Annotated in this window: 13 protein-coding genes; 3 read left to right on the top strand and 10 right to left on the bottom strand. The window is 71.8% G+C overall.

Annotated features, from left to right (window positions below; genetic code table 11):
• Positions 1-304: GntR family transcriptional regulator (locus GT042_RS23665; protein WP_161310740.1), on the bottom strand; the 304-nt coding region annotated here is incomplete at its 3' end.
• Positions 305-376: 72 nt separating this feature from the next.
• Here GT042_RS23665 and GT042_RS23660 point away from each other — a divergent pair.
• The gene (locus GT042_RS23660) at positions 377-1300 is read left to right on the top strand and encodes a GNAT family N-acetyltransferase (RefSeq protein ID WP_161310739.1); all 924 of its coding nucleotides are present in this window, start codon (positions 377-379) and stop codon (positions 1298-1300) included.
• Positions 1301-1397: 97 nt separating this feature from the next.
• Here the strand turns inward: GT042_RS23660 and GT042_RS23655 are convergent, their stop codons facing one another.
• The 4 genes from GT042_RS23655 to GT042_RS23640 form a co-directional block, all read right to left on the bottom strand.
• Complete coding sequence (locus GT042_RS23655; RefSeq protein ID WP_161310738.1) at positions 1398-2888, bottom strand: trifunctional class I SAM-dependent methyltransferase/NUDIX hydrolase/VOC family protein; 1491 nt, start codon at positions 2886-2888, stop codon at positions 1398-1400.
• Between the two features lie 188 nt (positions 2889-3076).
• A complete protein-coding gene (locus GT042_RS23650; protein WP_161310737.1) occupies positions 3077-4582 on the bottom strand; it encodes a tripartite tricarboxylate transporter permease in 1506 nt (501 codons plus the stop codon).
• Between the two features lie 3 nt (positions 4583-4585).
• The gene (locus tag GT042_RS23645; RefSeq protein ID WP_237531102.1) at positions 4586-5068 is read right to left on the bottom strand and encodes a tripartite tricarboxylate transporter TctB family protein; all 483 of its coding nucleotides are present in this window, start codon (positions 5066-5068) and stop codon (positions 4586-4588) included.
• 83 nt (positions 5069-5151) lie between these two features.
• Entirely contained in the window at positions 5152-6135 is a 984-nt protein-coding gene (locus GT042_RS23640; RefSeq protein ID WP_161310735.1) for a tripartite tricarboxylate transporter substrate-binding protein, read from the bottom strand.
• 146 nt (positions 6136-6281) lie between these two features.
• Here GT042_RS23640 and GT042_RS23635 point away from each other — a divergent pair, with 146 nt between their 5' ends.
• On the top strand, positions 6282-6965 hold the full coding sequence (locus tag GT042_RS23635) for a response regulator (protein WP_161310741.1): 684 nt from the start codon (positions 6282-6284) through the stop codon (positions 6963-6965).
• 182 nt (positions 6966-7147) lie between these two features.
• Positions 7148-7576, top strand: coding sequence for a VOC family protein (locus tag GT042_RS23630; RefSeq protein WP_161310734.1), 429 nt, complete (start codon positions 7148-7150; stop codon positions 7574-7576).
• A 103-nt stretch (positions 7577-7679) separates the two neighbouring features.
• Here the strand turns inward: GT042_RS23630 and GT042_RS23625 are convergent, their stop codons facing one another.
• The 5 genes from GT042_RS23625 to GT042_RS23605 form a co-directional block, all read right to left on the bottom strand.
• The gene (locus GT042_RS23625) at positions 7680-9263 is read right to left on the bottom strand and encodes an MFS transporter (RefSeq protein WP_161310733.1); all 1584 of its coding nucleotides are present in this window, start codon (positions 9261-9263) and stop codon (positions 7680-7682) included.
• Positions 9264-9317: 54 nt separating this feature from the next.
• A complete protein-coding gene (locus tag GT042_RS23620) occupies positions 9318-10085 on the bottom strand; it encodes an alpha/beta fold hydrolase (protein ID WP_161310732.1) in 768 nt (255 codons plus the stop codon).
• Positions 10082-11194 (bottom strand): class II histone deacetylase, encoded by a 1113-nt coding sequence (locus tag GT042_RS23615; protein WP_161310731.1) that lies wholly within the window; start codon positions 11192-11194, stop codon positions 10082-10084. Before GT042_RS23615 ends, GT042_RS23620 begins: the two co-directional genes overlap by 4 nt.
• Positions 11195-11233: 39 nt before the next feature.
• Positions 11234-11578 carry a hypothetical protein gene (locus tag GT042_RS23610; protein ID WP_202533587.1) on the bottom strand — a complete coding sequence of 115 codons (345 nt, stop codon included), beginning with the start codon at positions 11576-11578 and terminating at the stop codon, positions 11234-11236.
• A gap of 46 nt (positions 11579-11624) precedes the next feature.
• Positions 11625-12846: pyridoxal phosphate-dependent aminotransferase family protein (locus GT042_RS23605; protein WP_161310730.1), on the bottom strand; the 1222-nt coding region annotated here is incomplete at its 5' end.

Below are 12846 nucleotides of genomic sequence, written 5' to 3'. Positions count from 1 at the left end.
GCTGGGCGCGCTCCGCGTACGCCTGGGCGGCGGCCGCCGCCTCGCGCTCGGCCGCGTCCCCGGCGGCGGCGACGAACGTGCCGTTCCGCCCCCGGGTCTCGATCACCCCGTCGCCCTCCAGCGTCCGGTACGCCTTGGCGACGGTGTTGGCGGCCAGCCCCAGTTGTTCGGCGAGTCCCCGCACGGTCGGGAGCCGGTAGCCCACCGGCAGCGCGCCGGAGCGGGCCTTCGCCGAGATCTGGGTACGCAGCTGCTCGTACGGAGCCGTCGCGGCGGCCGGGTCGATCACGATCTTCAGGGTCACGGTCCGATTCTCCCCCGTGGGCCGGGAAAAGGAGAGGCGATCCGCCGCCCTGTCCCCGTAACGTGCCGCCCCATGACTGTGCTGGTCCGTGATTTCCGTACCGAGGACGCCGAGGCCGTGACCGCTCTGCGGCGCGTCTGCGTTCCCCACCAGGTGGTGACCGAGGAGTTGGTCCTGTTCGGGGTGGCCACCGCGAACCCGGCGAAGAAGTACCGGCTGTTGGTCGCCGAGGAGGAGGGGGTGATCATCGGTACGGCCCACACGGGCATCGCGTACGACAGTGCCGAGCCCGGCCAGTCGTTCGTCACCCCGCACGTGCATCCCGACCGGCGCGGCCGGGGCGCCGGGTCGCTGCTGCTCCGCACGGCCGAGGAGCACCTGGCCGCCGAGGGGGCGACCGAGGTGTACGTCTGGGTGAGCGACGAAGCGTCGTCGCTCGCCTTCGCCGAGCGCCGGGGCTACCGGCCCACGCGCGGCGCGCACTTCCAGCGGCTCGACCTGGCCGGGGCCGCCCTGCCGGAACCGCCGCCGCTGCCGCCGGGTTTTGCCCTGCGCACGGCGGAGGACTTCGCGAACAACCCCCGGCCGCTGTTCGAGGCGGACGCGGAGTCGACGTCCGACGTGCCGAGCGACATCAGCTCCGAGCTGGACGACTACGAGGACTGGCTGCACCACACCTGGAACGATCCGACGCTCGACCGCGGCCTCTCGACGGTGGTGGTGTCGGCGGACGGCCGGGTCGCCGCGTTCACGGCGGCGGTGACGGACGGGGCGGCCACCTACGTCTCCGGCATGACGGGGACCCGGCGCGCGTTCCGCGGCCGGGGGCTGGCCAAGCTCGCCAAGTCCGACTCGCTGCGGCGCGCCCGCGCGGCGGGGTACACGGACGCGTTCACCTCCAACGACGGGGAGAACGGCCCGATGCTGGCGGTCAACAAGTGGTTCGGCTACGAGATCTGCGCGAGCGAGGTCCGGCACGTCCGGACGCTCGGCTGACATCCGCACACTCGGCTGACGCCCGGACAATCGGCTGACGCCCGGACACTCCGGCTGACGCCCGGAGCCGTACGGAGCACGTGGCCGCGCCCGGCCGTCAGAGCCGTACGCGCGTGGCCGGCGCCACCAGCTCCACCTCGTACCCGGCGGGGTCCTCCAGGTAGGCCGCGTAGTGGTCCTCCCCGCCCGCGAACGGGTGGCGGTCCCCGTACAGCAGCGTCCAGCCGTGCTCCGGCGCCCTGGCCACCAGGGCGTCGAGCGCGGTCCGGTCCGCGGCGTGGAACGCGAGGTGGTTGAGCCCCGGCGCCCGGCGGTCGTGCGCCCCGGGCCGCATGCCGGGCGACTGCTCGATCACCACGTACGTCTCGGCGCGCCGGAAGCTGCGTCCGTGCGCCCAGCGGCGGTACGGGGCGTAGCCCAGCTCGCCGAGCAGCCAGCCCCAGCGCGCCTCGGCGGCGGGCAGGTCGGGGACCCACAGCTCTATGTGGTGGAGCGCGCCGCCGGTGGTGGCGGGCAGCGGGACGGCCCGGGTGGGTCCGTCGGGGGCGTACCGGATCGGGTCGTGGTCCTCGTGCCGGTGGATGAGGAACCGCTCGCCGGCGCGGTAGGCCTCCAGACCCGCGCGGCAGTACGCGACCATGTCGTCCGGGAGGTCGGCCAGGGGGTGCCAGGAGAGGCCGGAACACTTCTGCGGCTCTCTGTTGTACGGCTCTCCTCCCCGCCCGTACTCCGCCTCGAAGAACCAGCCGATCCGGGCGCCGCCGCCGGGCCCCCGGTGCTGCATGACCAGGGCGACCTTCAGGTCCTCGGGCGTCAGCTCGACGCCGATCTCCTCGTCGGCCTCGCGGATCATGGCCGCCTGGACGTCCTCGCCCGCCTCGACGTGCCCGGAGGGACCGTTGAGCAGCCCGTCCCCGTATCCCGTGCCGGAGCGGCGGGCCAGCAGCACGTCGTCGCCCCTGCGCAGGATGAGATGGACGTCGACCACCTCGGTGTGACGCCCGGGGCGGGCGGCCTGCGCCACCAGGACGTACCGCTCGTCGTCCACCGGCCGGCCCCACAACTCGTGGTCGGCGGAGAGGCGTTCGTAGTGGACGCGCTCGGTGAGCGGGGCCAGCGCCTCCATGAGCCGGGCCGGCGCCAGTCCCGTACCGGACCACACGCCCTCGATCAGCACGAACCTGCCGCCGGGCCGGAGCAGGGACGCCCAGTGGCGCAGCACCTCGCCGGGATCGGGCAGGAGCCACAGCACGTGCCGGGCGAGGATCACGTCGAAGGTCCGCTCCCCCACCGGCGGCCTCGTCGCGTCCCCCACCAGGATCTCGGCGTCCCGCCCGGCGAGCTTGGCCCGCGCCTGCGCGGCCATGGCGGGCGAGAGGTCGACGCCGGTCACGCGGTGGCCCTGCTCGGCGGCGAGCAGGGCCAGCGTGCCCGTACCGCACCCGAGGTCGAGCACCTGGGAGGGCTCCCGGGGCAGCCAGTCCCGCATGCGGTCGGCCCAGGCCATCCGGACGGCGGAGTCCAGCAGCCCGTGGTCCGGCTCCTGGTCGAAGGAGTCTGCGAGAGCGTCCCAGTCGATCGAGGTCATGTTCCGATGGTGCCAGCCGCCACTGACAGTGGAAGCCCATTCACGGTCACCCGCGGTCACCTTTTCCGGGGAGCATGCCCGAGTTGAGCGGTTTTCGGCCACGCTGTGTGTCCTCGGGCGCCGGGGAGAGCTCCCCGGCGCCCGAGGACGACGGTGTGCGGGGGCCTGCTTCCGGCCCATGTGGACGGCTATGGCGTGGACTCGCCACGCCCCCGCCCACGGGCGAGCAGCTTGCCCACCAGGGGCCACACCAGCAACAGGAGCACCACCGCGTACACGGTGACCGAGAAGGGTGTGTTGACGAGACCGCTCACACTTCCGTCACTGATCTGGAGGGCGCGCCGCAGCTGTTGTTCCGCGGCCGGGCCGAGGATCACCCCGATGACGGCCGGCAGCACGGGCAGCCCGTACCGCCGCATCCCGAATCCGATCAGACCGATGATCAGCAGGATCACCAGGTCCAGCGCCTCCCCGCCGACCGCGTACGCGCCGACGGCCGCGAAGAAGAGGATCCCCGCGTAGAGGTAGGGCCTGGGGATGCGGAGCAGCTTCGCCCAGACCGGCGCGAGCGGCAGGTTGAGCGCGAGCAGCAGCACCATGCCGACGAAGAGCGAGGCGATCAGGCCCCAGACCAGGTCGGGTTCGCGTTCGAAGAGGAGCGGGCCCGGCTGGATGCCGTACTGCTGGAAGGCGGCGAGCATCACGGCGGCGACGGCCGTGGTGGGCAGGCCGAGGGTGAGCATCGAGACGAGGGTCCCGGCGGCCGAGGCCGAGGCCGCCGACTCGGGTCCCGCGACGCCCTCGATGGCGCCCTTGCCGAACTGGTCCTTGTGCTTGGAGAGCCGCTTCTCGGTGACGTACGAGAGGAAGGTCGGGATCTCCGCGCCGCCGGCCGGGATCGCGCCGAACGGGAAGCCGATGAGCGGCCCGCGCAGCCAGGGCTTCCAGGTGCGCCGTACGTCCTCCTTGCCGAGCCAGGGGCGGCCGACCGGGATGGCCTCGCCCGAGGAGCGGCGCAGGTGGGCGGCGACCCACAGGGCCTCGCCGATCGCGAAGAGGCCGACCGCGACGATCACCACGTCGATGCCGTCGGCGAGTTGGAGCGAGCCGAAGGTGAGGCGCTGCTGGCCGGTCATCTGGTCCAGGCCGACGAGGCCGAGGGTGAGGCCGATGAGCAGCGAGGCGAGTCCGCGGATCCGGGACGAGCCGAGGACGGAGGTGACGGCGATGAAGGCCAGCACCATGATCGCGAAGTAGTCGGGGGCGCCGATGTCCACCGCGAGGGAGGCGACGGTCGGGGCGAGGACGACGAGCAGGATCGTACCGATCATGCCGCCGGCGAAGTGTCCGCCCGCGGCGGCTGCCAGGGCCTGGGCGCCGCGTCCCGCCTTGGCCATCGGGTTGCCCTCGATCGCCGCGACGACGGCGGCGCTCTCGCCGGGGGTGTTGAGCAGGATCGAGGTGGTGGAGCCGCCGAACATCGCGCCGTAGTAGATGCCAGCGAACATGATGAACGCGCCGGTGGGTTCGAGTCCGTACGTGACGGGGAGCAGCAGGGCGACCGCCATGGCCGGGCCGATGCCGGGCAGCACGCCGATCGCCGTGCCGAGCAGCACACCGATCGCGGCCCAGAGCAGGTTCATCGGCGTGAGAGCCGTACCGAACCCGTCCATCAGGGAGTTGAGGGAGTCCATTTCTTACAGCACCCCCATCAGCGGGCCACCGGGGAGGGGGACACCGAGCAGGTTGTCGAAGACGAAGTAGGTGACGAGGGAGAGGCCCGCGGCGATCAGCGGGTCCCGGTCGAGGTGGCGGCTGCCGAGCGCGTACGCCGAGCCCCAGAAGAGCAGGGCGCCGGATATCGGGAAGCCGAGGGGGCCGATGAGGACGGCGTTGCCGAGGAACACTCCGGCGAGGAGCAGGACCGTACGCCAGTCGGCCGGTTCGCTCAGGTCGATGTCCTCGCCGCCCTCGGCCTCGCCCCGGCCGCCGCGCAGGACGTCGAGGGTGAGCAGGACGGCGACGACGACCAGGCCGATGCCGACCACGATCGGGACGGTCTTGGGGCCGACGGGGCCGCGCTGGGTGATCTCGACGTCCATGGTGAGGGCGTCGGTGAGGACGAGGACGCCGAGGGCGAGCAGCAGGACGCCGACGCCGATCTCGGAGTGTTCACGCAGCCAGGTGCGGCGCGCGCCGGGCCCGCCGGCGGGTGCCGCGGAGGGGGTTCCGGGGGGTGTCGCGGTGGATTCGGTCGGTGTGGTCACAGTCCCAGCTCCTTGAGGACGGAGTCCACGCGGCGGTCCTCGGCGGCGAGGAAGTCGCCGAACGCGTCGCCGGTCAGGAAGGCGTCGTCCCAGCCGTTCTTCTTGAGGGACTCGCGCCACTCGGGCGAGTCGTGCAGTTTCTTGACGAAGGTGAGGAGTTTGGCGTTCTCGGCGTCGGAGAGGCCGGGCGGGGCGACGATGCCGCGCCAGTTGGTGAAGTCGGTGTCGAGGCCCGCCTCGCGCAGGGTGGGGGCGTCCAGGCCGGGTATCCGCTCAGGTCCGGTGACGGCGAGGAGCCGCAGCTCGCCGGCCTTGATCTGGTCGAGGTACTCCCCGAGGCCCGAGACGCCGAAGGCGACCTTGTCGCCCAGGATGGAGGCGAGGAGTTCCCCGCCGCCGTCGAAGGGCACGTAGTTGACCGTCTTGGGCGCGATGCCCGCCGCCTTCGCCATCAGCATGGGGGCGAGGTGGTCGGGGCCGCCGGGCGAGGACCCGCCGCCGACCGGCACCTTGGCGGGGTCCTTCTTCCAGGCGGTGAGCAGGTCGGCGATGGTGCGGTACGGGGAGTTCTTGCCGACCACGACGATGTCCGACTCCTCCGTGATCCGGGCGATCGGAGTGGTGTCGGCGAGGGTCTTGGGCGACTTGTTGGTGTGGACGGCGCCGACGACGCCGAGTCCCATGGACATGGCGAGCTTGCCGTTGCCGTGCTCCCCGACGAGCCGGGTGAGGCCGACGGTGCCGCCGGCGCCCGGCAGGTTGAAGACCTCGATGTTGTGGGTCAGCTCGGCGTCCTCGGCGTTCTTCGCCAGGGTGCGTGCCGTGATGTCGTACCCGCCACCGGGCGTGTTGGGGACCATGAAACGCAGGCCGGGGATCTGCGTGCCGGTGTCGTCGCCGCTGCCCGCGGTGAGCAGGGGCGGCCCCACCAGCACCAGGAGTGCCGACCCGAGCAGGGCGAGGGGAGTGCGGAGTCGCACGTGTGCCGCCTTTCGGATTTCCTTTCGGATTTCCCTCGGAAAACTGTGAAGTGGCCCACATGTTGCCCGCGTGTTAACAAGCTGTCTCTCTTCCGGAACCAACGGACGTTGTGGTCGTTGTGGTCGCGCCCTACGGTGACGGCGTGATGAAAGTGCTGGTGGTGGACGACGACTTCATGGTCGCGAAGCTGCACAGCCGTTTTGTGTCGGCGATGGACGGCTTCACGGTCGTCGGGGTGGCGCACAACGGCGCCGACGCGCTGCGCGCCGCCGAGGCGCTGCGCCCCGACGTGGTCCTGCTCGACATCTACCTGCCGGACATGGACGGCCTCAGCGTGCTGCGGGAGCTGCGGGCGGCGGAGGAGCGGGACACCGGCCGTGCGGTGGCCGACGCGCTGTTCATCACGGCGGCCAGGGACGCGGGGGTGGTCCGGGCGGCTCTGCGGACCGGTGCGCTGCACTACCTGATCAAGCCGTTCAACCAGACCGCGCTCCAGGAGCAGTTGCGGCACGTGGCGGCGCTGCGGACCCGGCTGGCGGGTCTGGGCGAGGCGCGCCAGGAGGACGTCGACCAGATCTTCGGCACCCGGCCGCCGGGGAGCCGGGAGCTGCCGAAAGGGCTGGCCGCCCATACGGCCGACCTGGTGGAACGTACGTTGCGGAAGTACCCGGACGGGTTGTCGGCGACGGAGTGCGCGGACGCGGGGGCCCTGTCGCGGGTGAGCGCCCGGCGCTACCTGGAGTACTTCGCGGACACGGGACGGGCGCGGGTGACGCTCAAGTACGGGGGGACGGGGCGGCCGGAGCGGCGTTACCGGTGGATCGGCTGAGGGGGACGCCCGGCGGGCCCTCTCACCCGATCGGGCGATAACGCGCCAGGAGAACCCTGTTGGTCATAAAATCTTGGCAAAGAGTTCCATACTGGTGTGGATCAGGGCGGGGAGCTTCGAGGAGCTTGCCGCCCGGCCCGACCGCCCCACTCCCCACTGCCCCACCAGGAACGGTGAATCCGATGAGCGCCCCCAGCGTGACCAGCTTCTATCCGGTGATCTGTAGCGAACACCTGCCGGAGTCCCTGGAGTTCTACACGACCCTGTTCGGCTTCGAGAAGACGTTCGCCTCCGACTGGTACGTGAGCCTGCGCCGCCCCGAGCCGCCGTTCTACGAGCTGGCCCTGCTCGACGCGAGCCATCCGACCATGCCGGCCGCCTACCGCAGGCCCGCGCAGGGCCTGTTGCTCAATCTTGAGGTGGACGACGTGGACGCCGAGCACGCCCGGCTGGTCGACGGGGCCGGGCTGACCCCGGTCCTCCCGCTGCGCAGCGAGGACTTCGGACAGCGGCACTTCATCGTCGCCGACCCGGACGGCGTTCTCGTGGACATCATCACGCCCATCGAGCCGGCACCCGAGTTCGCGGCGGCCTTCGCCGCCGGTACGTAAGCGGCGGGGACGTAAGCAGCGGGGACGTAAACAGCGGGGACGTACGTCCGGGCCGGCACCCCGCGAGGGACCGACCCGGACGTACGGAACGACCTGCCGCCTCCTAGGAGGTGAGGCTGCCGTCCTGTGCCTTGGCCTGCTCGGGTACGCCGGGCGGTGTGTCGGAACCCCCGCCCGTGGCGGGCGTCCGGATGACCGCGGCCACCAGCACGGCCGTGCCCAGGGCGAGTACGGCCCCGACGACCGCGATGGCGTTGAGTCCGCCGGTGAACGCGTCGCGCGCCTCGGCCAGCAGCGCCGGGCCGAGTTCGGCGGAGAGGTCCCGCGCGTGCTCCACCGCTCCGGCGAGGGTGTCCCGGGAGGCGTCCGCCGCCTCGCCGGGGACCCCGGCGGGGACGGTCAGGTCGGCGCGGTAGACGGCCGTGCCGAGACTGCCGAGGACGGCGACGCCGAGAGCCATGCCCAGTTCCGTACTGGTCTCGGAGAGCGAGGAGGCCGATCCCGCCTGCTCGGGTGGCGCGGATCCGACCACCAGGTCGGTGCCCAGGGCGATCAGGGGGCCGCCGCCCGCGTACACGAGGAGGAAGCCCGTCACGACCTGGGTCACGTCCGTGGTGCTGCCGGCCAGGCTCAGCGTGACGTGGCCCGCCGCCGAGACGAGCAGCCCGATGCCGACGACGTACGACGGGCGCAGCCAGGTGGTGGCGACCGGCGCGAGCATCGAGGTCACGATGAGCGCGAAGGCCGCGGGGAGCAGCCACAGTCCCGCCGACATCGGGGAGCGGCCCGCGACGAGTTGCAGGTACTGGGTGACGAACAGGTACGTCCCGCCCGCGACGAACATGCTGAGGAACAGGGCCACGAGCGAGGTGGCGAACGTACGGTTCCGGAAGAGGCGCAGGTCCAGCAGCGGGCTCGCCAGCGTGCGCTGCCTGCGGACGAACACCGCGCCGAGCGCCGTTCCCACGACGATGGCGGCGGCGGGCACCAACACCCCGTTGCCGGCGGCCAGTTCCTTGATCCCGTAGACCACGGGAAGGATCGCGGCCAGGGAGAGCGCCACGCTGGCGAGATCGACGCGGCCGGCGTCCGGGTCGCGGTACTCGGGCAGCAGCAGCGGCGCGGCCACCAGCAGGATCAGCATGACCGGGACACCGAGGAGGAAGACCGAGCCCCACCAGAAGTATTCGAGCAGCGCGCCGCCGACCACCGGGCCGATCGCGATCCCGAGGGAGAACATGGTGACCCAGACCGCGATCGCCACGCCGCGCTGCTTCGCGTCGCGGAACATGTTGCTGATCAGGGCCAGGGTCGACGGCATGAGGGTGGCACCGGCGATCCCGAGGGCGGCGCGTGCCGCGATGAGCGTCGCCGGGCCTGTGGCGTACGCGGCGGCCACCGAGGCCAGTCCGAAGACGGCCGCGCCGATGACGAGCAGCCTGCGGCGGCCGATCCGGTCGCCGAGGGTGCCCATGGTGACGAGGAACCCGGCGATGGTGAAGCCGTAGATGTCGATGATCCACAGCATCTGCGAGGAGCTGGGGTCCAGGCTCGCGCTGACATGGGGTACCGCGAGGTGCAGCACGCTCACATCGATGGACAGCAGCAGGGTCGGCAGGGCCAACACGGCCAGACCGAGCCACTCGCGTGGTCCGGCCCGATGGTGGGGGGCGGTGATCGTGCTCACAGCGTGTCCTTTCGGTGGAACGGCGATCGGTGGAACGGGTCAACGGTCAAAGGGTCAAAGGGTCAAAGGGTCGACGGACGGCAGGGAGTTGGTCAGCCGGCGGGCGACGGAGGCCGCGGTGCCGGGGGCGTACAGGTAGAAGTGACCGCCGGTGAACATCAGCCGGTCGAAGGGGCCCGTGGTCTCCAGCGACCACAGGTGCAGCCGCTCGGCGATGACGACCGGGTCGTCCACCGCGCCGAGCGACAGGATCGGGACCGCCGTCCCGGACAGCGGGCGGCGGTAGGTCTCCATGGCTTCCAGGTCGGCCCGGATCGCGGTGAGCGCGCCCCGGACGAGGTCCGTGCGGCTGATCAGTTCGGGCGAAATACCTCCCATCTCCACCAGGTGGGCGAGGAGTTGGTCGTCCGTCCTGCGGTGGGCGAAGGGCGCCTCGCTGGGGAAGCACGGCGGCTGGCGCGCCGAGACGGCGAGCAGGCGGGGCGGCAGCCCCTTCCGTTCGAGCGCCTTGGTGAGTTCGTAGCCGAGGACACTGCCGAAGCTGTGGCCGAGGATCACGTACGGAAGGGGTTCCAGGGCGGCCACCGCGCGGGTCAGCCCCTCGACCAGAGGTTCGACCCGGCGGAGCGGTGGCTCGTCCATCCGCGTTCCCCTGCCGGGAAGTTGGGCCACGAGGAGTTCGACGTCCGGTGGGAGCACCCGGCGCCAGGAGCGGAACGCGGAGGGCCAGCCACCGGCGTGCGGCAGCGCGAGGAGGCGGAACCGGGCACGGCTCCCGCCCGGACTCCCGGCGCCCAGCTTCATCAGCCAGTCGGCGGTCATGGCCCGAACTCCCCAGCCAGCAGCGGATGGTGGGTCTCCAGGTGCTCGACGACCCGGCGCTGATGGGGCTGGAGGCGCTGGCCGGGGAGGTGTTCCAGGGCGTGCAGGAAGGGGTCCTGCGGTTCCGGGAGACCGGCGATGGCGGACGCGGTGCCGAGGACCAGCATCGGCTGGTACCAGGCGGAGTAGCCGCCCTCGTGGGCGAACACGATCCGGCCGCCGGTCAGTTCGTCCGCCAGGTCGCACATAGCGGTCGTCATCGCGTGGAAGGTGCGGCTCGTGCACATCATCCGGCCCATCGGATCGTGACCGCCCGCGTCGACGCCCGCCGCGACAAGGATCAGCTCCGGGGCGAACGCCCGCGCCGCGGGGACGACGAGCCGGTGGACCGCCGCGAGGTAGGTGTCGTGCCCCGACCCGGCCGGCAGCGGCACGTTGAGTGTCGTACCGGCGCCCGCGCCCTTCCCCGTCTCGGTGACGAGTCCGGACGCGGGCGGGAAGAGCCCGTCCTGGTGGACGGACACGTACAGCACGTCGGGGTCCTCGTAGAACGCGCGCTGGATGCCGTTGCCGTGGTGCACGTCCCAGTCGAAAACCAACACCCGCCGCACGCCGAGACGTTGGGCGGCCCGGGCGGCTATGGCGACGTTGTTGTAGAGGCACAGCGCCATCGCCCGGTCCGGCTCCGCGTGGTGCCCGGGGGGCCGTACGAGGCAGTAGGCGCGGTCGAACTCCCCGGCCAGCACCGCCTCGGTGGCCTGGACACACGCGCCGACGGCCAGCCGCGCCGCCAGGGCGCTGTGGTAGTTGACGTGCGCGTAGACCCCGGCGTCACCGGCCCCGAGCGCCGAGGCGGCCTCGACCCGTTCGACGTGTTCCGGTGTGTGGACGAGGAGCAGGTCGTCGTCCTTCGCCGGTACGGGGGTGACCTGCCGGAAGCGGTCCATCACCCCGGCCGCCCTGACCAGCCCCTCGGACCTGCGCAGGTCCGGGTCCACGGCGAACTGGCGCAGCGGCTCGACACCGGGCCCGACCGGTACGTAACCGGATCCGGGACCGGGGTCGTGCCAGAAGCAGATCTCGTGGCTGTACCACGCGGGATCCGGCATGCCTGCCTCCTCGGCGGGTCGCTGTGGCGCGTACGGCACTTACGGGGTCAGGACCTTCGCGGGGGCGGGCGCCGGGGCTGAGGCGAGGGCGGGGGCGGGTGCCGAGCCGGTCCTCGACACCGTGGCGATGTGCACGAGGTAGTGCTCCCGCTCCTCCTCGGGGGTCCGCTTGGTGCGGAAGGTCGACTCCAGCCAGCCGAGCACCTGCTCCGCCTCGGCGTCGGTGGGCGGGCGCTCGCCGAGCTGCTTCTCGAACTCCCTTATGCGCGTGGCGGGTTCGAGCACTCCTTCGGCGTACTGGCTCTGGTCCGTGTTGTGGTTGCGGGTGCAGGCGATGGCCTTGAGCACCGCGCCGAAGAACGCCTTGCCGTCGATCTCACTCATCGGGGTCTCCCTGGTCGGCTGTGGGTGGGCGAGGTGGTGCGGTACGTCAGGCGATGAGGCCGACCCGGCGGCCGGCCTTCTCCAGCGTCACCAGCGCTTCGTCGAGGTCCTGGTCGCTGTGGCTGAGGTTGACGATGGTCCGCAGGCGGGGCAGGGCGCGCGGCACCGCGGGGTAGACGATCGGCTGGACGAACAGCCCGTCGCGCTGGCACAACCGGGCCATGGACTGGGCCTGTTCGGCCGTCGAGCAGAGGATCGGCACCACGGGTGACGCGCTGGCGAGCGTGTCGAAGCCGAGGCGGCGCAGCTTGTCGCGGTAGCGGTCGGTGAGGAGCCGCAGTGCGCCGGGGAGGCCCGGCGCCGCCTCCATGACCTCGATCGCCGCCTTGGCGGCGGCCGTCTGGGTCGGGGTGACCGCCGCGGAGAACATCCAGCCGCGCGCGTTGTTCTTCAGCGCGAAGACGAGGTCGCTCGATCCGGCGACGTAACCCCCGGCGCTCGGGATCGTCTTGGACAGCGTGCCCATCTTCACCGGGACACGCGCCGGGTCCATCCCGAAGTGCTCGGTGATGCCCCGGCCGGTGGCGCCGAGCACCCCGAGGCTGTGCGCCTCGTCCACCATCAGCGGGGCGTCGTACCGCTCGCACAGCGCGGCGATCCCGGGCAGGTCGGCGATGTCCCCGTCCATGCTGAACACGGCGTCGGTGACGACGAGCCGGCCGGCGCCGCCCGCCGCGCGCAGGGCGCGTTCCAGGTCGGCGAGGTCGTTGTGCGCGTAGGTGATCACCTTCGCGCCGGAGAGGCGGTAACCGTCCAGGATGCTGGCGTGGTTGTAGACGTCGCCGATGACGACGTCGTCCGGGCCGACCAGCGCTCCGACGGTCGCCACGTTGGCCATGTAGCCGCTGGAGAAGACGATCGCGTCCTCGGTGCCGAGGAAACGGGCGAGGGACAGCTCCAGTTCGCGGTGCAGGTGCAGGGTGCCCGCGAGGAGGCGTACGCCGTGGGCACCCGTGCCGTGCCGCTCCAGCGCGCGCTGCGCCTGCTGGTCGATGTAGTCGTGTCCGACGAGTCCGAGATAGCTGTACGAGGCGAGGTTCAGGAACCACCTGCCGTCGAACTTGATCCAGGAGCCTTCGGCCTCCTCGATGACGGGCTCGTAGAAGTAGTCGTCCTGCGCGACCACCGCACGGTCCTCGACGGAGAGGGCGTCGATACGGCGGTCGAGGAAGGAGCCTTGGGGGAGGTCGGACAGCCGGCCGGGCAGG

Origin of the sequence: Streptomyces sp. SID3212 (genome assembly GCF_009865405.1) — a bacterium.
Classification (GTDB): domain Bacteria; phylum Actinomycetota; class Actinomycetes; order Streptomycetales; family Streptomycetaceae; genus Streptomyces.
Note: the sequence above shows the minus strand (reverse complement) of the source record. Positions and strands in the feature narration are given on the sequence as shown.

Bases quoted from the DNA above. Each gene is read 5' to 3' on its own strand.
- GT042_RS23660 (WP_161310739.1), top strand. From the start codon at position 377: ATGACTGTGCTGGTCCGTGATTTCCGTACCGAGGACGCCGAGGCCGTG.
- GT042_RS23630 (WP_161310734.1), top strand. From the start codon at position 7,148: ATGAGCGCCCCCAGCGTGACCAGCTTCTATCCGGTGATCTGTAGCGAA.
- GT042_RS23615 (WP_161310731.1), bottom strand. From the start codon at position 11,194: ATGCCGGATCCCGCGTGGTACAGCCACGAGATCTGCTTCTGGCACGAC.
- GT042_RS23620 (WP_161310732.1), bottom strand. From the start codon at position 10,085: ATGACCGCCGACTGGCTGATGAAGCTGGGCGCCGGGAGTCCGGGCGGG.
- GT042_RS23635 (WP_161310741.1), top strand. From the start codon at position 6,282: ATGAAAGTGCTGGTGGTGGACGACGACTTCATGGTCGCGAAGCTGCAC.
- GT042_RS23610 (WP_202533587.1), bottom strand. From the start codon at position 11,578: ATGAGTGAGATCGACGGCAAGGCGTTCTTCGGCGCGGTGCTCAAGGCC.
- GT042_RS23650 (WP_161310737.1), bottom strand. From the start codon at position 4,582: ATGGACTCCCTCAACTCCCTGATGGACGGGTTCGGTACGGCTCTCACG.
- GT042_RS23655 (WP_161310738.1), bottom strand. From the start codon at position 2,888: ATGACCTCGATCGACTGGGACGCTCTCGCAGACTCCTTCGACCAGGAG.